The organism is Henriciella litoralis (genome assembly GCF_002088935.1).
In the GTDB taxonomy this organism is placed as follows: Bacteria; Pseudomonadota; Alphaproteobacteria; order Caulobacterales; family Hyphomonadaceae; genus Henriciella; species Henriciella litoralis.
Genome location: NZ_NCSS01000006.1, coordinates 693,154 through 714,342, shown reverse-complemented (window position 1 = coordinate 714,342; position 21,189 = coordinate 693,154). Strand labels below are relative to the sequence as shown.

The window sequence follows — 21,189 nt, the reverse complement described above, 5'->3', positions numbered from 1 at the left end:
GGCCATTTCTGGTGCGCTCCGAGGGTGCGGATAGCAGATGTGAGCACTTGCAGCGCCTTAAGTGCGACGGCTTCGTCGTGGGGAAAGCTCGATTGCAGGATAGCGGCCCGGTCGAGTATTGGCTGAACAAGATCGAAGCGCCTATTTTTCGCAGTATCGAATACCAATTGTTTAGAAGCTTCCATCCATCGAAGTGCTGATAGTGTATTGCCGCTTGCGGTTGGTGCGAGAAAGTCGAGTTTGGCAACTTCGTCTGGATAGTCCCGGTTAGCTAGAATGATGGTCACTTGTGCTGCCTCACCGCCGGCGTGAAGGCAAGCTGCGCAAAAGGCGGCGCGGTCAGCATGATCATCGATTGAGCGAATTTGTTGAAGCATATGGAACTCACCCAGTAAATCTGGTTCAAGTCCCCTCAGTTTGGAGCCGTCTTGCGCGCCACCCATTGCGGCGATAAGCTCTGTGCTCCATCGGTTACCTTGCCCGGGTCTAAGGCGCGGCAGCCAGGCTTCACAGTCTTTGAATGCGGCAATCTGGCTGCGGTCCAAGCCTCGCATGAAGGTTGCTGCTGCTAGTGCATTTTCATGCAAGTATTGGATCTCTTCACTTATTTTGCTGCGGCGGAACCAGTGTTTCTTGCGATTATCTCTTAGCAATCGGTCAAAAAGATCAGTCTTTTCGATATGCTCGAAAGGATCGTTTAGATCGACTGTCCCGTCTTCAATCGCGCGAACCGCCAATTCCGCAACGGCTGCCGCAAACAGGGGCCGTGGTGTCGGGACAGTATTGCTCCGTGTGTTTTCTAAATACTTGTGCAAGTTCGAAAGCGCTTCGTCGGAAAGGTAATGTCGCCGAGAATCGATGCGTGTAACTGCATCTTCCAGTATTTCTGGAGTTGGAGGTTGCAGCCCGGCGCGCCTAAAACGAGCTGCCATCAATTCAATGGTTGCTGGCATCGTTAACGGGCTAAGCGGCATGCCGTACTGCCATTCGGACGAATTGAAGACACTCTGTTGAAGTGCAGTGCCGTCGGAAGAGGAAACCAGCATTTCATCCATCCACGGGCCTTCTCCGCTGCGCTCGAGAAGAACCACACGGACAGGATGATTTAATCTCTGTGGGCTTTGAGCTTCTAGATTTGCTCGCTTTCGTAGATGATCTAGGACCTTTCCAACCTTGGATGGGCTTTGTGCTGGATAATCGATGACCAAAAGCGTTGGTGCGCAGGGTTGCCAAAGGTTTCCGTCAAGCATGGAATCAAATTGATCGAACTTTCCGCCTATCCAGTGAAAAGGCATTCGCTCCCCAACAAATTCATAAAGCAACCGGGTTTTACCCTCTCCACCCGGCCCGGTGATGCAAAGCCACTTGAAGAGTCCATCTTTCCCCCGATTGCTGGTATCGCCGAGAAAGCGGTTTAGGATATCGAATTCTCGTTCGCGGCCAACGATCGGAAAAACTTCGGAATTATATCTTACGGCCGACGACGCTGTCGCATCACCATGAGGAAGACGGTCCCAGTTTATTACGATTGAATCGAGTGCTTTTCGTACATTCGCGTGTAACTCACTTAAGTCTTCAAGAAGACTTGAAAGAGAATTCTCCATCCCGTCTAGTCGCTGACCCGCTCTAAGTTGCTGGATCACATCATCTGGGACTGATTCCTCGATCGCTTCCTGTCCTGGCTTTAGACCAGCGTTGAAATCCTCAACAAGTTTAGTCTTCAATTCGTTGCGGTGTTGAGTTTGCCTGCAAGCGTTGGCTACGAAAGTAAGAAGTTTGCCAAACCGAGCGTCATTCTCGAGCTTCTCAAGCATCCGCGACCCAATCGCTTGCTGGCCGAGATCGATGGCCCAGAGCATGCACATGTAGAGACCGTGATTAAGGGGTGGTTTGCAGCCAATTTCATCGCGGAGCCAGCCTCTGCAAGCCTTCGAAATTTCTTTCTCCCGCAGCGTGGCGGACAGCCCTCGCTCGACAAGAAATTTGAAATCTTCCGATACTGACATGGTAGGTCCCCTCTACTTGCAGTTTTGCGATGCAAGCCGCGAAAATCAAGTTCTTTCGAGGTCGTCTTAAACGCTGCTGAAATGCGGGGTTGCGGTTTGTGTCGCGGCCCCCTGACTGCTAGGGTGAAAGCTCTATTCAGCGGGCGATTCGAGGCCCGCCACAGGCAACAAGAGGCAGGTCTTCCGTGAGCGACGAAAACACTCCGCCAGAAGAACCCGAAATCCCGGAAACACCCCGCGAGCAAGGCGTCGATCTTGTCGATATCGAGGATGAGCTGAAACGCTCCTATCTCGACTATGCGATGAGTGTGATTGTCAGCCGCGCGCTGCCGGATGTGCGCGACGGGCTGAAGCCTGTTCACCGTCGCATCCTGTATGCGATGCAGGTCAACGGGAACACGCCTGACAAGCCGTACAAAAAGTCCGCCAACATCGTCGGCGCCGTGATGGGTAACTATCACCCGCACGGCGACAGCGCGATCTATGATGCCCTTGTGCGCATGGCGCAGCCCTTCTCGATGGGGCTGACGCTGGTCGACGGTCAGGGCAATTTCGGCTCGATCGACAATGATCCGCCAGCCGCGATGCGTTACACCGAATCCAAGATGACGAAAGCGGCGCAATACCTGCTCGCGGACATCGACAAGGATACGGTCCAGTTTCAGGACACCTATGACGGCTCCCAGCAGGAGCCGATGGTCCTTCCGGCCCAGTTCCCGAACCTTCTGGTCAATGGTGGCGGCGGTATCGCGGTCGGCATGGCGACGAATATTCCGCCGCACAATCTCGGTGAAGTGATCGACGCGACGCTCACCATGATCGATGAGCCGGACATCGATGACGAAGCTCTGCTTGAGATCGTTCCGGGGCCTGACTTCCCGACGGGCGGTCTGATCCTCGGTTATGCTGGCTCCCGCAAGGCGCTGCTCGAGGGCAGGGGCTCTGTGCTGATGCGCGCGCGCACCGAGATCGAGGAAGTCAAATCCGGGCGTCAGGCGATTATCGTCACAGAAATTCCGTACCAGGTGAACAAAGCCACCATGGTGCAGAAGATTGCCGAGCTCGTGCGCGACAAGCGGATCGAGGGCATTGCAGATCTCCGCGACGAGTCTGACCGTCACGGCATTCGTGTCGTCGTCGAGATCAAGAAGGATGCGAGCCCGGAAGTCGTGCTGAACCAGCTGTTCCGTTACTCGCAGCTGCAGACCTCCTTCCCGGTCAACATGCTGGCGCTGAACGGTGGCCGCCCTGAACAGCTTAACCTCCGTCAGGTGCTGCAGGCCTTTATCCAGTTCCGTGAGGAAGTGGTTGCCCGGCGCACCAAGTTCGAACTCAACAAGGCCCGTGACCGCGCGCACGTCTTGGTCGGTCTTGCGTTGGCTGTGGCCAACATCGACGAGATCATCCGTATCATCCGGCACGCACCGGACCCGAATGCGGCCCGTGAGCAACTCCTTTCCAAGGCCTGGCCGGTCATGGATATGGGGCCGATGCTGGAGCTGATCGCTGACCGCCGGACCCGTAAGGGCGAAGGCGACACGATCTTCCTCTCCGATGAGCAGGCCCGCGCCATTCTCGCGCTGCAACTGTCGCGTCTTACCGGCCTTGGCCGTGATGAGATCGGCAATGAAGCCAAGGGCCTCTCGGAAAAGATCGCCGACTATCTCGACATTCTGCGCTCACGCACTCGTATCCAGGACATTATCCGGGCCGAACTGCGCGAGGTGAAAGAGAAGTTCGCCGTGCCACGCCGCTCGGAGTTCACTTTCGCCGATGCGGACATGGACGACGAAGACCTGATCGAGCGCGAAGACATGGTCGTTACGGTCACGCATGGCGGCTACGTCAAGCGCGTGCCGCTATCGACCTACCGCACCCAGCATCGCGGCGGAAAGGGGCGCTCCGGCGTCTCGATGAAGGACGAGGATTTCGTGACGCGGCTGTTTACGGCCAATACGCACACCGAGATCCTGTTCTTCAGCTCCGAAGGCATGGTCTACAAGGAGAAGGTCTGGCGCCTGCCGGTCGGCTCGCCGCAATCGCGCGGCAAGGCACTGGTCAACATCTTCCCGCTGGCCAAGGATGAGCGCATTGAGAGCGTCATGCCGCTACCGGACGATGAGGCCGATCGCAACGAGCTTGATCTGATGTTCGCGACACGCTCGGGCACCGTCCGCCGCAACAAGCTCAGCGACTTCACGCGGGTGAACCGCAACGGCAAGATCGCCATGAAGCTCGACGAGGGCGATGGCATTGTCTCGGTGAAGATCTGTAATGACGACAATGACGTCATGCTGACCACCGTGCTTGGTAAATGTATCCGTTTCCGCGTTGATGATGTGCGCGTCTTTGCTGGACGCAACTCGACCGGCGTTCGCGGCATCCGCCTCGACAAGGGCGACGAAGTCATCTCGATGGGCATTCTGTACCACATCGAGTTCAGCTCAGCTGAAGCGCGCGCCTACCTCAAGCACGAAGCGGCCAAGCGCCGCGCCATTTCGGGCGAGGACGAGGATGATAGCGTCGATGCCATTTCCGATGATGATGGCGATGACGGAGACGAGGATGCTTCGCTGAGCACTGAGCGTATCGCCGAAATGGGCGCTGCGGAGGAGTTCATCCTCACCGTCGCTGATGATGGCATGGGCAAACGCTCGTCTTCTTATGATTACCGTGTCACCGGGCGCGGCGGCAAAGGCCTTGTGGCCCACAATATCTGGGGCGGCGACAAGAAGTCCGGGCCGGTCAAACAGATCGCGCAATCCTTCACGGTCGACGACAATGACCAGGTCATGCTGGTGACGAATGCCGGTCAGCTCATCCGCACGCATGTGGACCAGATCCGCATCGCCGGACGCGCGACATCGGGCGTCTGGGTCCTTCGCACCAATGAAGGCGAGCGGGTTGTTTCGGTTGCCCGTCTTGTAGAAGACGAGGAAGACGGTACAGAAGAGGCCGAAGGATAGGCAGACGTCCCGCAGCGGGCCTGCCTGTTAAAACGACGTCGTGCAGGGAGCTATCATGGAACGTGTTGGATTGTATCCGGGAACCTTCGACCCCATTACGGCCGGGCATCTGGATATTATTGGGCGCGGGCTGAAGCTGGTCGACAAGCTCATTATCGGTGTCGCCGTGAATGAAGCGAAGAAACCGCTCTTCTCACTCGAGGAACGTGTCGCAATCGTGACCGAAGAGACCGCAGATCTCGACAATCCACGCGGCGTGAAGATCGAAGTACGTCCTTTCGATAATCTCCTGATGCACTTCGCTGAAGCCTGCGGGGCACAAGTCATCATCCGCGGTCTGCGCGCTGTGTCCGACTTTGAATACGAATTCCAGATGACCGCCATGAACGAACAACTGAACAGGGAGATTGAAACCGTCTTCCTGATGGCGGATGTTCAGCATCAGGCAGTTGCTTCACGGCTGGTGAAGGAGATTGCGAGATTTGGGGGCGATATAACTTCCTTTGTCACACCGCGTGTCAGGGAAAAGCTTCTGGAGAAGTATAAGTGAAGTTCAGAAATCTAGTTGCCAGCACGCTGCTTATTTCAGGCTTGGCGGGGGCTGCTGCCTGCGCGCAGGAATCCAAGGCCGACGTCTCACCAGAGCCGCCTGAGTTTGCCGTCGCTGACGTTGAGGCAAACCCAGATAGTTGGCGCGAGGTCGAGCCGGAAAACCTGCTGGTCTTCGAAACCACAAAGGGCCGCATCGTCATCGAGATGTTGCCTGTGGCCGCGCCGAACCACGTCAAACAGTTCAGCGCGATTGCGAAGTCCGGTCTTTACGCGGGCACGCCATTCCACCGGGTGATCGACGACTTTATGGACCAGGGCGGCGACATCCGCATGGTGAATGGCGTCGGATCCGGTCTGCCGGATCTGAAGGGCGAGTTCACCTTCCGTGTCCAGCCGGGTGAGATGGAAATCAATCCGGTCGGCCCGATGGATACCGCCACACGCGGCCTCTACAAAGGCTTTCCGATCGCGACGCAGGCCGCTTTCCTGTCTGAGATGACGGGCGATGCCAGCGTAGATCGCTGGATCCCGCATTGTCCCGGTATCGTCTCGACCGCGCGGACCGATGACCCGAATTCCGCCAATAGCCAATTCTTCCTGATGCGCTATCAGGCTGATCATCTCGACAAGCAATACACCGCCTGGGGCCGTGTGATTGACGGGTTTGACGTCGTGCGGGCCATCAAAAAAGGCCCGCCGCCGAACGGATCGCCCATCGCTCAGCCAGATATCCTGCAGAAGGCCTATGTCGTTTCTGATTTGCCGGCTGACGAGCAGATGACGGCGTGGGTACAGCGCACCGATACGCCCGAATGGACTGAACGTCTGGCAGCAGCAGATCAGGCCGACGCCGATATTTGTGATGTCATGCGGGTTCCGGCCGTCATCGCGGAGTAGGTCCTGACGTGGACCTCTCTGCCTATGCCTTCGATCTTCCAGAACATCTGATCGCGCTGCGTCCGGCGGACCCGCAGGATTCCGCGCGGCTGCTTGTCGTCCACGGCGACGGCAGGCTGGAAGACAAGTCGGTTCGGGATTTGCCCAGCCTGCTTTCGGCTGGCGACATGCTGGTTTTTAACGACACACGTGTCATCCCGGCGGCGCTCTCAGGCGTGCGTCTTGCGCGCGATGAGAAGGGCATGGATGTCGACGTCGATGCCAATCTGGTTGAACGGGTCGGTCCGGCGACCTGGCGCACTCTGGCGCGGCCCGGTAAGCGGCTGAAGCCGGGCGATACGATCAGGTTTGGTCCAGATTTCCTCGCCGAGATAAAGGGCAAAGCCGAAACGGGCGAAATCTCGCTTGAATTCAATGTGTCAGGCGAGAGCCTTGATGCGGCTCTGGACGCGCATGGCGCGATGCCCTTGCCGCCCTATATTGCCCGCCGCCGAGCCGCTGACCGGACGGACCGGGAGACCTACCAGACCAGTTTTGCCGGCGATGACGCGCAATCGGTGGCCGCGCCGACGGCGGGCCTGCATTTCACGCCGCGCTTGCGCGCGGAGCTTGAGGCGGCGGCCATCACGCAGGAAACAGTCCGCCTTCATGTCGGGCTTGGCACCTTCTCACCGCTGAAGGAAAGCCAGCTGACCTCCGGGCGCCTGCATGAGGAATGGCGCCGTATCAGCCCGGAAGCGGCTGAACGCATGAATGCGGCGCGCGCAGCAGGTGGGCGTCTCGTTCCGGTTGGCACCACGGCGCTCAGAACGCTTGAGAGCTCAGTCGACGAAGACGGAAAGCTGATGGCAACGACGGGGCCAACGGATATCTTTCTAAAGCCCGGCGATAAGCTGAGCGCCACAGATGCGCTGGTGACAAACTTCCATCTGTCGGAAAGCTCGCTCTTCATGCTGGTATGCGCGCTGATGGGGACCGACGTGATGCAGGCCGCCTATGCGCATGCGATCAAGCATGAATACCGTTTCTATTCCTATGGCGATGCCTGCCTGCTTCTGCCCCGAGCGTGAGTGCCAGCGGCGCCGCTGACGCCCGTGTGCAACCCGTTCGGGCAAAGCGCGTTTCTATGGTTCGCAACGTAGCCTATGGCCGCGAAGCTGGAGAAACCAGAACACGTGCCGATGCACGGAAGGAATAGAAAATGACCCAATCAGTGAAAACCACTGCTGAGCGTATCAAGGGCGGCGTAATTGCAGGTCTGTTCACCGCGTCCTGCGCCTTCGCGCTGATCCCGGCAGCAAACGCCGACACCATGGACAGTGCTGCCGCGACAACCGTCACAGAAACGGTTGATCGCACGATTGCTGCGCTCGAAGATTCCAATATCACGGATGCCGAAGCCGAACGCATCATTGAGATGGTCGATGTCGACAAGGTTGCCCAATTCTCGCTTGGCAATCACTGGGCGGACCTCAGCGACGCGCAGAAGTCAGACTATCTGGACGCGTTTCACACCTATGCGAAACAACAGCTGCGCGAGCATTTGTCCGGTTTCTCGCAAGCCAGCGTTGAGGTGACCGATGTGGTGTCCCGCGGTCCAAAGGACACGATTGTCGAGACGCAAGTCACCACTGATGACGACCGCCAGACTGTCAGCTGGCGCCTGATCGATGGCGGCATTGTTGACATCCAGGTGCAGGACGTCTGGTTCGCGATCGAGCAACGCGCACAGTTTGATGCTCTGCTTGACCAGAATGGCGGCGATATCGACGCCCTCATCGCCGATATCAAAAGCTAGTCAGGCATTTCCGAATTTGTCGATGACGGGCGCGGGTTAATACCTGCGCCCGTTTTCATTTGTGCAGCAGTTCTCACGCGCGCGCCGCCTTGCCTTGCACGTTTATTTCGGTCAAACGCTCGGCCTATGGCCACATTTCCTTTTGAAATTCATGCGCGCGAAGGCGCTGCCCGCACAGGTGTGCTCAAAACATCGCGCGGCGATATCCGCACGCCTGCTTTTATGCCGGTCGGGACCGCCGCGACCGTCAAGGCGATGTATATGGACCAGGTCGAGCAGGCCGGCGCCGATATCATCCTCGGCAATACCTATCATCTGATGCTTCGCCCGGGCGCCGAGCGCGTTCATCGGCTTGGTGGCCTGCATAAATTCTCGGGCTGGTCGGGCCCGATGCTGACCGATAGCGGCGGCTTTCAGGTCTGGTCGCTGTCGCAGCTGCGCAAAATGGACAAGGATGGCGTGACGTTCCGTAGCCATATCGACGGCTCCGAACACCGGCTGACGCCCGCCCGCAGTATCGAAATCCAGGCCGACCTCCTCGGCGCCGACATCTCCATGCAGCTGGACGAATGCACTGACTTTCCCTGCACCCATGAAGAGGCGGAACGCAGCCTCGACCTGTCTCTGGATTGGGGGCAGAAGAGCCTTGATGCTTTCGGCACGCGCGACGCGCAAACCCTGTTTGGTATTGTACAGGGATCAAACTTTGCTGATCTGCGCGAGAAATCCGCGAAAGGTGTGGTCTCGCAAGGTTTCGGGGGGATCGCACTTGGCGGTCTCGCTGTCGGCGAGGGGCATGACCAGATGTGCGCGACGATCGACATGACGATGCCGCACCTGCCAGACCATCTGCCGCGTTATGTGATGGGCGTTGGCAAACCGATTGACCTCGTAGAGAGTGTCGCGCGCGGCATCGATATGTTCGACTGCGTGCTGCCGACGCGGGCAGGCCGCCACGGTCAGGCCTGGACGTGGGATGGGCCGATCAATCTGAAAAACGCCAAGTTTGCAGAAGATTTGTCACCCGTGGACGAGGCTGTGAATTGCCCGGCAAGTAATGATTATTCAAAGGCTTACCTCCATCATCTCATCCGGTCGGGAGAGTATCTCGGCTCGATGATCCTGTCCTGGCACAATACCGCGTTCTTCCAGGCGCTGATGGCCCGGATGCGCGTGGCCATTGCCGATGGCAGTTTTGCAGACCTGCGCGCAGAGCTCAGCGATCGCTGGTCTGAGACGAAGTCTTCTCCTCGCGCTTGATCAGGCTGGTAGGCCGCTTCGGGGAAAACCTGAGCGGTTCTTCCGATACTTGCCCCGTCTGCACGGTGCTGGAGGCCAGACGCTCGGCTTCGTGCGTCTTGTCAGCCTCCTTGGACGTCGGCGAGGTCATCGGGTCGGACGCATTGCCATCGTAAACAATCACGCCTTCGGGCTGGTCGCCCTTGTACAGCACGACTTGCTGGCGTGAATTTGCGCGAAGCGTCGGAACGGCGACGTCAGCGCACCCCATGCCCTGTCCGCGTGCCTTGAGAAACGTCCGGCGATGGCGACCTTTTTCGACAGCGGCTTTGACCTTTTTCTCATAGCCGTTCGCGCCGCTCAGCTTGCGCACCCAACTGCGATAGGGGATGAGGCCCGTCGCCTCGGACGCGACCGCCTTGAGCAGCTGTTCAGATGCCTCGGACGCAGCCATCGAGCTTAGCGATTCGGTTTGCTCAGGCTTCGGTCCGGCGTCCCAGTCCGGCGGCAGAACCTTGTTCAGCTCAACAATTTCTGCCTCGATCTGCTTGCAGGTGATCGTTTCCGGGACGTCATAGGGGTTCTGGATCTTCGCCAGAACAAGCGGAATCCCGTCTCTGCGGATGTTAAGATCCTCAAGCGGCGCCAGCGCTGCATCGGCCAGGCCATCGCGTGTCATGCTCGCCGCCTTGCCGGCCGATTGAGCCGCACAACCGGCGATAAGCGAGGCAAAGACGAGAGAGAAAATCGCAGCTTGTTTCATGCTGATGATTCAAGGCGATCTTCGGGGCAAAAGCATGGCATGCACTGACATGTATTTTGCACCATTGTGCGCGTTGACCTTCCCGGCACACTCGACTAGGAACCTCGCTTCGGAGCGCCCATAGCTCAGTTGGTAGAGCAACTGACTTTTAATCAGTAGGTCACAGGTTCGAATCCTGTTGGGCGTACCAAACCTTTTCCATTCGCACGAGATTGCTGCCGGGACATTCGTCCCGCCAGTACGTGCATTGGTTCAGCGGGGTAGGGCGCCGGGTGACGCGGCCCAGCCAGTCCTGATCAGCTCTGCTTCTGCATCGCCGGACAGGGGCGTATCGCCTGCCATCATCTCTTCAACATATGTGTCGACAGCAGCAGCGCTGGCCGAGGTGTAGGTCGCGATCTCGATCTGCCAGCCGTCTCCGGCCTTGCAACCGACAAGACGGCTATCAGTTTGCGGGCCCGCAATATCGACGACACGGCAATATGTGTCTGCGGTGGCGAAAGAGAATTGCGGAGCCGCCTCAATATTCTCGCCCAGATCAGCCGTATCGCCGCTGGGGACTGTTTCGAAGACGGCGCCAACCCCTTGGTCCGGCGCGAGACGTCCGCTCGCACCGGCCACAGATTTATCAGCGGTCTGCGCAGGCATCAGCATAAGCATGGCCCAGATTCCGATCGCAACGGCAAAGCCGGCTGCGATGGCTCTGTGCTTTTTCAAAAGCGCTAATGGTCCTGTCTGTGCGGATTGTTTGATATTCGCATTGCGCTGCGCTGCAGGCCGCACAGGCACTTGCGGCGCTTCCCGTGTTTCCGGCATCGGTGGCGGGGCGGGTGCGCCAAGCTCTCGTTCAAGCCGTTCAATCAGCGCATCTATTGGCTGTGCCCCAGGCCGCTCGGCTCTCTCGCGCGAGGCACCTTCGGAGAGAGCGCGTGTACGCGTGAGCGCGTCGACCCTGGCGGCAATGACTGGATCGGCCTCAATCAGCCGTTCGGTCAATTCGCGCTCATCAGGCGCAAGCTCTCCGTCGAGAAATGCGTTCAGCCGGGTCTCAAGATCCATTTTGTCAGTCATGGCATCCAATTCTCCGGCGGTCGGGCAGGGCATTGCCACAGGCCAACACGTGCAGCGTCCGCGCTGTCGTTCGCCCTTTCATATCTGTTCTTCTGGACATTCCAACCAACTCATAAGCCGCAGAATGAAAAAGCCCCGCCGACGCAAGCGTGACGGGGCTTTGAAACAGATGAACCTTAAAGGCTCAATCAGGCGTGATAGCGTTGGAGCGCGCGTTGGCGAACACCCTGATAACGCTCGCCAGGAATGTCGATCGCTTCCAGACGCATGGCGCGGCGATAGACCTGAAGCGTGCGAGCGCCGAGGGCCTGACGTGTCCAGGAGGTAGACTTACGAAGGCCGGCGCGGCGCATCTCCATCATTTCCTGACGATCTGCAAACAGGCCGATGACGGCGTCTGCAATCGCTTCCGGCGTGCATTCCCGCGCCAGAACACCACACTCATTGCGTCGAACGAATTCAGTCGCAGTCGGGTCTTCGGCGCAGGCAATCAATGGACGGCCCATAGCGGCCGCTTCATGATAAACCGATCCGAATGACTGATAGCGCGATGGTGCAAGAACGGCATGACACCGCTTCATAACGTGCGTCATGGCATCGTCGGTGACGCGGCCATAGTCATATATCTGTTCCTGCGTTTCAGCATCGATCTCAAGCGCCTGTAGATGTGCTTCGAGGGCGCCGTTCTCAAGGCCCATAAGGTGGAGCTCCGGCAGCAGCGTGTCAGTCTGACGGGCGTGCTCAACGACTTGGGCAAAGCCGGCTAGAGCCTCTTCAAAGCCTTTGCGAATGCTGTCGTCGCCAATATAGGCCAGACGAAGGCGGGCATGCGCTGGCGGGAAGGGCATTTCGCTTCCAGCTTTGCGCATGATTGGCTCAACTGACAGCGGCGTGACCATATGGATCAGGCCGGGGCGCAGATCATACCAGTCGCGGATTGCATTTGCATGCGCGCGGCCGTTTGAAATGACCGCATCAGCCTGCACGTTCACACGCGCTTCAAGGCCATTCGCAATGCGGCGAGAAAATTTTTGCGCCAGCGTTTTGGTGCGAAGGTCGTCCAGATCATGAGGCGCTGAGTTGCGCACGACAACCGGCAGGCCACAATCCATCAACATGGAAGATGGTGCCCCCCAATTGGTCGTTTCGATAATGTCGAACGGGCGACGCTCATGTTCTTCGTGAACGCATTCACGGAAGGCTGCAGCGGCGGCAATCTGCTCAAGGCCGGGAATGCGGCGCATTAAACGGCGCAGGCCCGTGATCCGGTTTGCGCAACCGATCACTTCGATCCGTTCGTGGTCCGTCCGCACAACGTCTTCGCGGTCCATGGTGAACACGCGAACATTAACGCCATGAGCGGCAAGTCCGTGAGCAACTTCACAGGCAACGCGGCCCTTCGCGGTCGGAATGGGTGGGTACTCCCATGTAAGGAGAGCCACTTCCAGGGGTGGTTGGTCTTCCGGCCCCTCAACCGGTGCGATTGGATTGTTGTGGTGCATCTGTTTCATGAAAGACCAAACGCCGTTTCCGCCGGACGGTTGCATCTTTGTAAACATGTCGTAGGAATGGGTGTTGCTTTTTCGCCACAGGTCAGTTGCGGGCTATCGATAACGAATCAGGGCGATGGAAGCTGGTCTGTTGACTAGTCGTTTGCTTTTTCGACTGGTTTTTGTGCAACGCCAATCTAATTGCTTTGAGGAAGCTGGTCTCGCTTGTTGCTGCTAAGAGCGCCAAATTAGTCTGGCCCAGATATGTTAGTTAAAGCCCAGGAGCCGTATGCCGGACGATAAACCGATCTATGATGAAATGTTCGGGCACGGTGATACACCTCGTGGTCCCTATGAGGATTATCACCGCTGGTTTGAGGGCGAAGACCGCTCCAGACTGAGACGAAAGGCCGGCGAAGCCGAGCAGGCGTTCCGCAGAACCGGGATTACGTTCAACGTTTATGGACGCGAAGAAGCGAACGAACGTCTCATTCCCTTCGACATCGTGCCACACATCCTGTCCAACAGTGAGTGGCGCAAGCTTTCTGAAGGGATCGAGCAGCGGGTACGGGCCCTGAATGCGTTCCTGCATGACATTTACCACCGCCAGGAAATCATCAAGGCGGGCCGTCTCCCGCGCGAAATGATCAGTGGCAACGAAGCCTATCTGACCAAGATGATCGGCGTGGAGCCGCCCGGTAGCATTTACACGCATATTGTCGGGACGGATATCGTCCGCACCGGCGAGGATGAGTTCTACGTTCTTGAGGATAATGCGCGCACACCGTCCGGCGTGTCGTATATGCTCGAAAATCGCGAAACGATGTTCGAGATGTTTCCCGAACTCTTCCTCCAGAACAAGGTGTGTTCGGTTTCGACCTATCCGAAGCGTCTGCGTCGCTCATTGGCGGCCTGCGCTCCGCCTGCGTGCAAGGGCAAGCCGGTAATCGCCGTGCTGACCCCGGGTATCCATAATTCTGCTTTCTTCGAACATGCGTTTCTAGCTGATGAAATGGGCGCTGAACTCGTCGAGGGACATGATCTCAGGGTCGTGAACGGACGTGTCGCCATGCGCACAACGCAAGGCTATACGCCGGTCGATGTTCTTTATCGCCGCGTCGATGACGACTTTCTCGACCCGATGAACTTCAATCCGGACTCGATGCTCGGTGTTCCCGGTATCCTCGACGTCTACAGGGCAGGGGGCATCACGATCGCCAACGCCCCGGGCACAGGTATTGCCGATGACAAGGCGATCTATTCCTATATGCCGGACATCGTCGAGTTCTACACAGGCGAGAAGGCCAAGCTGCCGAACGTGCCGACATGGCGTTGCTCGGAGCCGGACTCGCTGGCCTATGTGCTCGATAATCTGGCCGATCTGGTCGTGAAGGAAGTTCACGGATCTGGCGGCTACGGCATGCTGGTCGGGCCGGCAGCCTCTAAAAAGGAAATCGCTGATTTCCGCGCCAAGCTGAAAGCCAAACCGGACGGCTATATCGCGCAGCCAACTCTGGCGCTCTCGACCGTCCCGATATTTACGAAAGCAGGCCTCGCCCCTCGCCATGTTGATCTTCGGCCATTCGTGCTCGTTTCGCCAAACGGCGTCGATATTACGCCCGGCGGTCTCACGCGCGTTGCGCTGAAAAAGGGCTCGCTGGTTGTCAATTCCAGTCAGGGCGGCGGAACCAAGGATACCTGGGTGCTTGAATCATGATGCTCGGTAAAACAGCTGGCGGCCTGTTCTGGATGTGCCGCTACCTTGAACGCAGTGCAAACAATGCGCGCCTCATCGAGGCCGGGTCCCGGATGACGATGACGCGGTCTTCCGCGGCGCATGCCGAATGGGACTCCATCCTCAGCACCGCCAATGTCCGTTCGCTTTACAGCGCCCAGCACGACACCGTTGAGCGCAGCACGGTTATCGATTTCATCCTTAGAGATCGCAGCAATCCGTCCAGCGTCATGTCTGTCGTTGAAGCGGCGCGCAACAATGCCCGCATGGTCCGCGTGGCACTGACGCGAGAAGTCTGGGAAGCGGTGAACGATACCTGGATGAAGCTGAAAGACGCTCTGGCCCGGCCGGTGCGGGACACGGATCTGCCGAATGTGCTGGAGCTTATTCGCCAGCAAAGCGCGCAGGTGCGTGGGGCTTTGCATGGCACCATGCTGCGCAATGACATTTTCAATTTCTGCCGCGTCGGGACGTTTATTGAGCGCGCAGACAATGTCGCGCGAATTCTCGACGTGAAGTATTTCGTCCTGCTTCCATCGGTTTCGATGGTGGGCGGTTCGATCGACAATTTTCAGTGGGAAGCGATCCTGCGGTCTGCCGCGGCTGAGCGCAGTTTTGCCTGGCTCAACAAGGAAAGCGGTCCGCGCGCGATTGCAGAATTTCTGATCCTCGACCGGCGTCTGCCGCGCTCGATCAGCTTTTGCTATACGAACCTGTCGCGAAACCTCGGATATCTTGAAGAGGAATATGGCGAAGCCAAGCCGTCACGCCAGCTTTGCGAAGATACGCTGAGAAGGCTGAAGGGGGCCGACATCGAGCAGATTTTCGATGGCGGGCTGCATGAATTCATCCAGTCGATCCTGCAGGCGAACAACTCGCTCGGCCTGCAGGTTGAAACCGACTATCGCTTTTACGTCTGACGCGCCATGATCCTGAAAATCTCCCACACCACCAAATATGAGTTCAATTCGCCGGTGAATTACGCACTTCAACAGGTGCGCCTCACGCCGAAAACGCGGCAGGCTCAGAGTGTCCTCAACTGGTCGGTGACCTTTGAAGGCGGGCATGAGGAAGTCTGGTTCACGGACGAATTTAACAATCAGACGCAGTTGATAAGCGTGACTGACGGTGCACCATCGCTGACCATCCGTGCGGAAGGCGAAGTCGAGACGTCCGATACGTCCGGGATTATCGGCCAGCATGGCGGCTGGACGCCTCTATGGCTCTACAACCGCAAAACACCGCTGACGGCACCCGGCCCGGCGCTGCGCCAGCTCATCAAATCGGTTTCGGGCAATTACCCTGACGATGTGTCCCGCCTGCACGCCTTGATGGCGGCAATCAGCGAAGCGGTTGAGTACAAGAGCGGGACGACGTCCGTCACCACGACAGCAGAGCAGGCCGTTGCGGCCGGGCAGGGCGTCTGTCAGGACCACACGCACATCTTCCTCGCCGCAGCCCGCCTTCTCGGCTTTCCGGCTCGCTATGTCAGCGGATATCTGATGATGGATGACCGTGTGCAACAAGATGCTTCCCATGCGTGGGCGGAAGCGTATGCTGAAGGCTTAGGCTGGGTCGGATTCGACGTGTCCAATGCCATTTCTCCCGACGAAAGATACGTCGCAGTGGCAACCGGGCTCGATTACTCCGATGCAGCACCAATTTCGGGGCTAAGCTTCGGGAGCGGGCATCAGGGGTTGGAAGTTTCAGTGCAGGTTCAGCAGCAATAAACAATGACATATTGCGTCGGTCTACGCCTCGATAGAGGCCTCGTCTTCATGTCCGATACACGCACAAATGCGGGCGTCGACAACATCTCCAAATATCGGAAAATGTTCACCTGGAATGTTCCGGGCGAACGCACATTTGTCCTGATGACGGCAGGTAATCTGGCGACGACGCAAACGCTTGTGTCGCTGCTGGAAGAGCGCACGAAAGCGCCAGAAGATCGCAATCCATCCATCCTGGAAGTGCCCTCCATGTTCGAGGCCGCACGGCTTGTTGGGCGCACCTTGCGCGATGTCATCCGCGAAAGTGCCCCCGGCAATGAACCAAGTGCCCAATCTGCGTTCCGCGCAACCATCATCCTTGGCGGTCAGATCAAGGGCAGCGAACCGCGCCTCTTCATGATCTACCCCGAAGGCAATTTCGTCGAAGCGTGCGATGAGACGCCATTCTTCCAGATCGGCGAGACCAAATATGGTCGGCCGATCCTTGTGCGCGCCTATGAGCCGGACATGACCTTCGAAGCAGCGGTAAAGCTGATGATGGTGTCCTTCGACTCCACGATAAAGGCCAATCTGTCGGTCGGTATGCCGCTCGATATGTTGCTTTATGAAACCGACAGCCTCGACATCAAGGCCCAGCGCCGGATCGAGGAAGATGACCCGTACTACACGCTCATCTCAGAAAATTGGGGCGAAGCGCTGAAATTCGCCTTCGGATCGCTCCCGGACTACAAGCTCTGAGAGTTGTGTTTGCCTTTTCAGGCCCGACGCCCTACATGGCGTCTTCCTGACAATACAGTGCGCCTATAGCTCAGTTGGTAGAGCAGCTGACTCTTAATCAGCGGGTCCGAGGTTCGAATCCTCGTGGGCGCACCATTCTCACCATTGCAGATTGCGGGTTTTGTCCCGAACGCGTTCCGACTTCTGTGAGTTAGCTTTTCAAACTAGCCATCATCGCGGCGGCCTTTGCGGCGATCATGACGGTTGGCGTATTGGTGTTGCCTGACGTGATTGTCGGCATGACCGACGCATCGATTACCCGAAGCCCCCCAACATCGCGAACCTTCAGATCTGCATCCGTGACAGCCATCGGGTCATCGTCCGGCCCCATCTTGCAGGTGCCGACGGGGTGGAAAATCGTTGTGCCGATCTCGGCCGCGAGCGCCGCGAGGTCTTCGGCCTCATCGGTCCGCCCTGGCACGATCTCATCCGGCGAAAATGGCGCGAGCGCTGCCTGCGCCATCAGCTTGCGTGTCACGGCAATGGCATCGCCTGCGACCTTCCGGTCTTCATCGGTGTCGAGATAGTTTGGATTGATCAGCGGCGCAGCATCAAGCCGGGCATTCGGGATGCGGATGTCGCCGCGCGATGTCGGGCGCAGATTGCAGGCCGCGATGGTGATTGCCGGAAACCGGTGCAACGGGTCGCCAAACTTGTCGAGCGAGAGCGGCTGAACATGAAACTGGATATTGGCGCGTTCATGCGCGTCACTGGAGCGCGTGAAGATGCCGAGCTGTGAAGGCGCCATGGTCAGCGGCCCGCGCCGCCTCAGCGCATAATCGAGCCCCATCCCGGCTTTGCCGAGCAGGGTGTAATAGGTCTGGTTCAGTGTCTTCGTGCCGGTGACCTTGTAGATCGCGCGCTGTTGAAGGTGGTCCTGCAGGTTTGCGCCAATGCCGGGAATGTCGACGAGGGTCTCGACCCCGGCCTCAACGAGAACAGATGAAGGCCCAAGCCCGGATCGTTGCAGGATTTGCGGGCTGCCAATCGCGCCCGCGCAGAGGATAATCTCGGCTTTGGCCTGCGCTTCATATCGCTGGCCATTCTGCAGGAAACGCACGCCGGTCGCCTTTCGCCCAACCATGATCAGACGCTCTGTCACCGCACCGGTCTCAAGCCGCAGATTGGGACGCTGCAGCGCCGGTTTCAGAAACCCGCGTGCGGCAGACCATCGCCGCCCGGCCTTCTGATTGACGTGGAAATAGCCAGCGCCCTCATTATCGCCTCTGTTGAAGTCCGGCGTTGCAAGGATGCCCATCTCACCCGCAGCCTCTCGCACTGCATCCAAGATCGGCCAGCTGACGCGCGGCGGCTCCACCCGCCATTCCCCGCCTTGTCCATGCGCTTCACTCTCACCGAGGAAGTGATCTTCAATGCTGCGGAAGACGGGCAGCACATCGCTCCAGCCCCAGCCGGGCAGTCCGAGGTCACGCCAGCCATCATAGTCGGCGGCCTGTCCGCGCATGCTGATCATCGCATTGATGGCCGAAGAGCCGCCAATGACCTTGCCGCGCGGATATTTGAGGGAGCGGCCATTCAGGCCCGGCTGCGGGGTTGTCTCGAACATCCAGTCCGAGCGTGGATTGCCGATCGCAAAGAGATAACCGACCGGAATGTGAAACCAGATCCAGTTATCCTTGCTGCCTGCTTCCAGAAGCAGGACTTTCTTCGATGAATCCGCCGAGAGCCGGTTGGCGACCACGCACCCGGCCGAGCCTGCGCCTACGACGATATAGTCATAGTCGCCGCTCAGGGGCCGGGCCTCGTCTGCCATCAGCCCGGCTTGACCTCGGTAAAGCGGCCGCCGTCCTTGGCGAGGCGCTTCAGCGTCTCGGCAGGCGCGAAACGATCATCATCGGCGCCGAGACGCTCCATCGTCTTCAGGACCGCTTCTGCACCCACCAGATCGCCATAGAGCATCGGGCCGCCCTTGTCGGCAGGCCAGCCATAGCCATTCAGCCAGACGATATCGATGTCGGACGCGCGCTGGGCCTTGCCCTCTTCGAGGATTTTGAGGCCCTCATTGATCATCGGATGGATACAGGTCGCGATAATCTCGTCTTTTCCTGGCGCAGACCCGGCTTCAACGCCGGTCACATCCTTGATGATGCCCGCCGTCACATCGGACGGAATAGGGCGGCGGTTCTCGTCATAGTCGTAATAGCCGGCGCCGGTCTTCTGGCCGCGGCGGTCGAGCTCGCAGAGCGCATCGCGGATCGGGTTGGCGGTTTTCGCGCCCTTCTTCCAGCCAATGTCGAGGCCGGCGAGGTCAGACATCTGATATGGGCCCATGCGGAAGCCGAACTCGTTCAGCGCCGCATCGACGTCCCAAGGCATTGCGCCCTTGAAGACCAGCTTCTGGGCCTGCGCCTGACGCGCATAGAGAATGCGGTTGCCGACAAAGCCCGGGCAAACGCCCACGAGCACGGCGATCTTGTTGATCTTCTTGGCGAGATCCATGCACGTCGCGATGACATCATCGGCGGTGTGATCTGCGCGCACGATTTCGAGCAGCTTCATCACATTGGCGGGCGAGAAAAAGTGCAGTCCAATCACGTCTTCCGGGCGCTTGGTGACGCTGGCGATCGCATTGATGTCGAGCGCAGACGTGTTGGTCGCGAGGATCGCGCCGGGCTTCATGATGCGGTCGAGATCAGTGAAGATCTTCTTCTTCAGATCCATGTCCTCGAACACGGCCTCGATGATCAGGTCGCAATCGGCGAAATCTTCCATGTCCAGCGTACCAGTGAGGCGGGACATGCGCGCCTCAACCTCGTCCTGCGGGAAGCGGCCCTTGTCGGCACTGCGCTGATAGTGGCCGCGAACAACGGACAGGCCGCGATCAAGCGCTTCCTGTTTCTGTTCAAGGATGACGACCGGGATGCCCGCCGTGGCGAAGTTCATCGAGATGCCGCCGCCCATCGTGCCGGCGCCAATGATGCCGACTTTCTCGATCTTGCGTTTTGGCGTGTCCGCCGGGATATCCGGCACCTTCCACGCGTCGCGGCCTGCCTGCGCAATATAGTCTGAGACTTGTTCTGGGGTCATCGAGATCGCTGACATAGGTGAAATCCTCCGTTTTGTTTTTGTGGCGCGGTCATTTGAATGCGCGCGTCTGTCGTCAGTCTAGCCTGCTTTTTTTGCCGCTTCGACCGCTTCGATCTTTGCCTTGTCACCGATGAAGACCGGCGTTTTCTGGTGCAGCTTCTCAACCGGCATCTCAAGGATCGACTGGTCGCCATTTGTGGATGAGCCGCCCATGGCATGGATCAGATAGGCCATCGGGATCGCTTCATAGACGAGGCGCAGCTTGCCGTCCTCATAGCCTTTTGTATTGGCAGACGGATAGGCAAACAGGCCGCCCTGAAGCACCATGCGCTTCATGTCTGAAACCATGGAGGCAAACCAGCGCATATTATAAGGCTTGCGGGTGCCGCCCTTCGGGTCCAGCAACTCGTCATAGTGACGCTGAAGCCAGGTGTCCCAGAGCTTCTGGTTCTGACCATTGATCGCGAGCACGTCTGCTGACGGCATTCCGCCTTCGATTGGCTGGATCGTCCAGGCGCCGCTATCTGCATCGAAGAGGCCTTTGTAGACCGCTTTGCCGACGGCGAAGTAGGCTTCAAGGTTCATGCCGAAGACGAAGAACCCGCCGCTGACGATGTTGCTGCCATTGAAGTCTGCGGCGACCTCGGCATCTTCGAAAATCGCAAAGATTGCGCCGGATGGAATGCCAACCAGCGCTGACTTCGATCCATCGAGCGGGTCCAGCGCGACGCTGTAACGTCCGTCCGAGATACGCTTCATGTCAGGGCGCTCTTCAGAGACGACATAGCGCACATTGGCGTCATGCTTCAAAGTCTCAAAGAAGGCCTCGTCGGCAATGACATCAAGTTCGATCTGGTCGTCGCCGGACTCATTGCTCGATGTTGCGAACTTCAGGCCCGATCCCTTTTTTAGCTCGGCATAGATAACTTCAGAAGCGGCAAACAGGGCATCAAAGATACCATCAAGCTGTGGCAGCTGGCTTTTGAAATTCAAAGACATTCCGGGCATTCCTATCGCAAGTCTGAAAGAGAAACCTGCCTAAACCATGTTTCGCGCCTGAGGGCTAGGGAAGGGCAGGTGTCTGACAGTGTCTCGGCACCAAAGAAAAAGGGCGGCC

17 protein-coding genes and 2 tRNA genes are annotated in these 21,189 nt (G+C 58.2%); 12 read left to right on the top strand and 7 right to left on the bottom strand.

What is annotated here, in order from left to right:
- Window positions 1-2,006 (bottom strand): ATP-binding protein (locus B8783_RS07045; protein WP_169711728.1); only part of this gene is annotated, 2,006 nt, incomplete at its 3' end.
- A 185-nt stretch (window positions 2,007-2,191) separates the two neighbouring features.
- On the opposite strand from B8783_RS07045, the gene gyrA reads away from it, so the two are divergent.
- The 6 genes from gyrA (at window position 2,192) to tgt (ending at window position 9,479) form a co-directional block, all read left to right on the top strand.
- Window positions 2,192-4,972, top strand: coding sequence for a DNA gyrase subunit A (gene gyrA / locus B8783_RS07040; RefSeq protein WP_233355702.1), 2,781 nt, complete (start codon window positions 2,192-2,194; stop codon window positions 4,970-4,972).
- A 55-nt stretch (window positions 4,973-5,027) separates the two neighbouring features.
- A complete protein-coding gene (gene coaD, locus B8783_RS07035) occupies window positions 5,028-5,522 on the top strand; it encodes a pantetheine-phosphate adenylyltransferase (protein WP_084419437.1) in 495 nt (164 codons plus the stop codon).
- Complete coding sequence (locus tag B8783_RS07030; RefSeq protein WP_084419435.1) at window positions 5,519-6,421, top strand: peptidylprolyl isomerase; 903 nt, start codon at window positions 5,519-5,521, stop codon at window positions 6,419-6,421. The genes coaD and B8783_RS07030 overlap by 4 nt, the downstream gene beginning before the upstream one ends.
- A gap of 8 nt (window positions 6,422-6,429) precedes the next feature.
- Window positions 6,430-7,491, top strand: a complete 1,062-nt coding sequence (queA, locus tag B8783_RS07025) for a tRNA preQ1(34) S-adenosylmethionine ribosyltransferase-isomerase QueA (RefSeq protein WP_084419434.1) — start codon at window positions 6,430-6,432, stop codon at window positions 7,489-7,491.
- A 131-nt stretch (window positions 7,492-7,622) separates the two neighbouring features.
- The gene (locus B8783_RS07020) at window positions 7,623-8,219 is read left to right on the top strand and encodes an MlaC/ttg2D family ABC transporter substrate-binding protein (protein ID WP_084419432.1); all 597 of its coding nucleotides are present in this window, start codon (window positions 7,623-7,625) and stop codon (window positions 8,217-8,219) included.
- 126 nt (window positions 8,220-8,345) lie between these two features.
- Window positions 8,346-9,479, top strand: coding sequence for a tRNA guanosine(34) transglycosylase Tgt (gene tgt, locus B8783_RS07015; protein WP_084419430.1), 1,134 nt, complete (start codon window positions 8,346-8,348; stop codon window positions 9,477-9,479).
- Here the strand turns inward: tgt and B8783_RS07010 are convergent.
- The gene (locus B8783_RS07010; RefSeq protein ID WP_084419428.1) at window positions 9,436-10,221 is read right to left on the bottom strand and encodes a hypothetical protein; all 786 of its coding nucleotides are present in this window, start codon (window positions 10,219-10,221) and stop codon (window positions 9,436-9,438) included. The two genes, tgt and B8783_RS07010, sit on opposite strands and share 44 nt — an antisense overlap.
- A 114-nt stretch (window positions 10,222-10,335) precedes the next feature.
- Here B8783_RS07010 and B8783_RS07005 point away from each other — a divergent pair.
- A tRNA-Lys gene (locus B8783_RS07005) sits at window positions 10,336-10,411 on the top strand.
- Between the two features lie 62 nt (window positions 10,412-10,473).
- On the opposite strand, the gene B8783_RS07000 is transcribed toward B8783_RS07005, so the two are convergent.
- Complete coding sequence (locus tag B8783_RS07000) at window positions 10,474-11,292, bottom strand: anti-sigma factor family protein (RefSeq protein WP_084419427.1); 819 nt, start codon at window positions 11,290-11,292, stop codon at window positions 10,474-10,476.
- A 188-nt stretch (window positions 11,293-11,480) separates the two neighbouring features.
- Window positions 11,481-12,803, bottom strand: a complete 1,323-nt coding sequence (locus tag B8783_RS06995) for a glycosyltransferase family 4 protein (protein WP_169711727.1) — start codon at window positions 12,801-12,803, stop codon at window positions 11,481-11,483.
- A 268-nt stretch (window positions 12,804-13,071) separates the two neighbouring features.
- On the opposite strand from B8783_RS06995, the gene B8783_RS06990 reads away from it, so the two are divergent.
- The 5 genes from B8783_RS06990 (at window position 13,072) to B8783_RS06970 (ending at window position 17,120) form a co-directional block, all read left to right on the top strand.
- On the top strand, window positions 13,072-14,499 hold the full coding sequence (locus B8783_RS06990; RefSeq protein WP_084419423.1) for a circularly permuted type 2 ATP-grasp protein: 1,428 nt from the start codon (window positions 13,072-13,074) through the stop codon (window positions 14,497-14,499).
- Complete coding sequence (locus tag B8783_RS06985; RefSeq protein WP_084421956.1) at window positions 14,499-15,437, top strand: alpha-E domain-containing protein; 939 nt, start codon at window positions 14,499-14,501, stop codon at window positions 15,435-15,437. Before B8783_RS06990 ends, B8783_RS06985 begins: the two co-directional genes overlap by 1 nt.
- 6 nt (window positions 15,438-15,443) lie before the next feature.
- Complete coding sequence (locus B8783_RS06980; RefSeq protein ID WP_084419421.1) at window positions 15,444-16,247, top strand: transglutaminase family protein; 804 nt, start codon at window positions 15,444-15,446, stop codon at window positions 16,245-16,247.
- Window positions 16,248-16,250: 3 nt separating this feature from the next.
- Window positions 16,251-16,985, top strand: a complete 735-nt coding sequence (locus B8783_RS06975; protein WP_084419419.1) for a proteasome-type protease — start codon at window positions 16,251-16,253, stop codon at window positions 16,983-16,985.
- A 59-nt stretch (window positions 16,986-17,044) separates the two neighbouring features.
- Window positions 17,045-17,120: transfer RNA gene (locus tag B8783_RS06970), tRNA-Lys, on the top strand.
- Between the two features lie 55 nt (window positions 17,121-17,175).
- Here B8783_RS06970 and B8783_RS06965 read toward each other — a convergent pair.
- From B8783_RS06965 to B8783_RS06955, 3 genes are all read right to left on the bottom strand, one after another.
- Entirely contained in the window at window positions 17,176-18,798 is a 1,623-nt protein-coding gene (locus B8783_RS06965; protein ID WP_084419417.1) for a GMC family oxidoreductase, read from the bottom strand.
- Entirely contained in the window at window positions 18,798-20,087 is a 1,290-nt protein-coding gene (locus B8783_RS06960; RefSeq protein WP_084419415.1) for a 3-hydroxyacyl-CoA dehydrogenase, read from the bottom strand. The genes B8783_RS06965 and B8783_RS06960 overlap by 1 nt, the downstream gene beginning before the upstream one ends.
- Window positions 20,088-20,150: 63 nt before the next feature.
- Complete coding sequence (locus B8783_RS06955) at window positions 20,151-21,071, bottom strand: FIG domain-containing protein (protein WP_169711726.1); 921 nt, start codon at window positions 21,069-21,071, stop codon at window positions 20,151-20,153.
- Window positions 21,072-21,189: the final 118 nt, after the last annotated feature.

Coding starts and splice junctions, on each gene's coding strand:
- B8783_RS06995 (WP_169711727.1), bottom strand. CDS start 12,803: ATGAAACAGATGCACCACAACAATCCAATCGCACCGGTTGAGGGGCCG.
- B8783_RS06975 (WP_084419419.1), top strand. CDS start 16,251: ATGACATATTGCGTCGGTCTACGCCTCGATAGAGGCCTCGTCTTCATG.
- B8783_RS07010 (WP_084419428.1), bottom strand. CDS start 10,221: ATGAAACAAGCTGCGATTTTCTCTCTCGTCTTTGCCTCGCTTATCGCC.
- B8783_RS07000 (WP_084419427.1), bottom strand. CDS start 11,292: ATGACTGACAAAATGGATCTTGAGACCCGGCTGAACGCATTTCTCGAC.
- B8783_RS06955 (WP_169711726.1), bottom strand. CDS start 21,071: ATGTCTTTGAATTTCAAAAGCCAGCTGCCACAGCTTGATGGTATCTTT.
- tgt (WP_084419430.1), top strand. CDS start 8,346: ATGGCCACATTTCCTTTTGAAATTCATGCGCGCGAAGGCGCTGCCCGC.
- coaD (WP_084419437.1), top strand. CDS start 5,028: ATGGAACGTGTTGGATTGTATCCGGGAACCTTCGACCCCATTACGGCC.
- B8783_RS06990 (WP_084419423.1), top strand. CDS start 13,072: ATGCCGGACGATAAACCGATCTATGATGAAATGTTCGGGCACGGTGAT.
- B8783_RS06980 (WP_084419421.1), top strand. CDS start 15,444: ATGATCCTGAAAATCTCCCACACCACCAAATATGAGTTCAATTCGCCG.
- B8783_RS06965 (WP_084419417.1), bottom strand. CDS start 18,798: ATGGCAGACGAGGCCCGGCCCCTGAGCGGCGACTATGACTATATCGTC.
- B8783_RS06960 (WP_084419415.1), bottom strand. CDS start 20,087: ATGTCAGCGATCTCGATGACCCCAGAACAAGTCTCAGACTATATTGCG.
- B8783_RS06985 (WP_084421956.1), top strand. CDS start 14,499: ATGCTCGGTAAAACAGCTGGCGGCCTGTTCTGGATGTGCCGCTACCTT.
- B8783_RS07020 (WP_084419432.1), top strand. CDS start 7,623: ATGACCCAATCAGTGAAAACCACTGCTGAGCGTATCAAGGGCGGCGTA.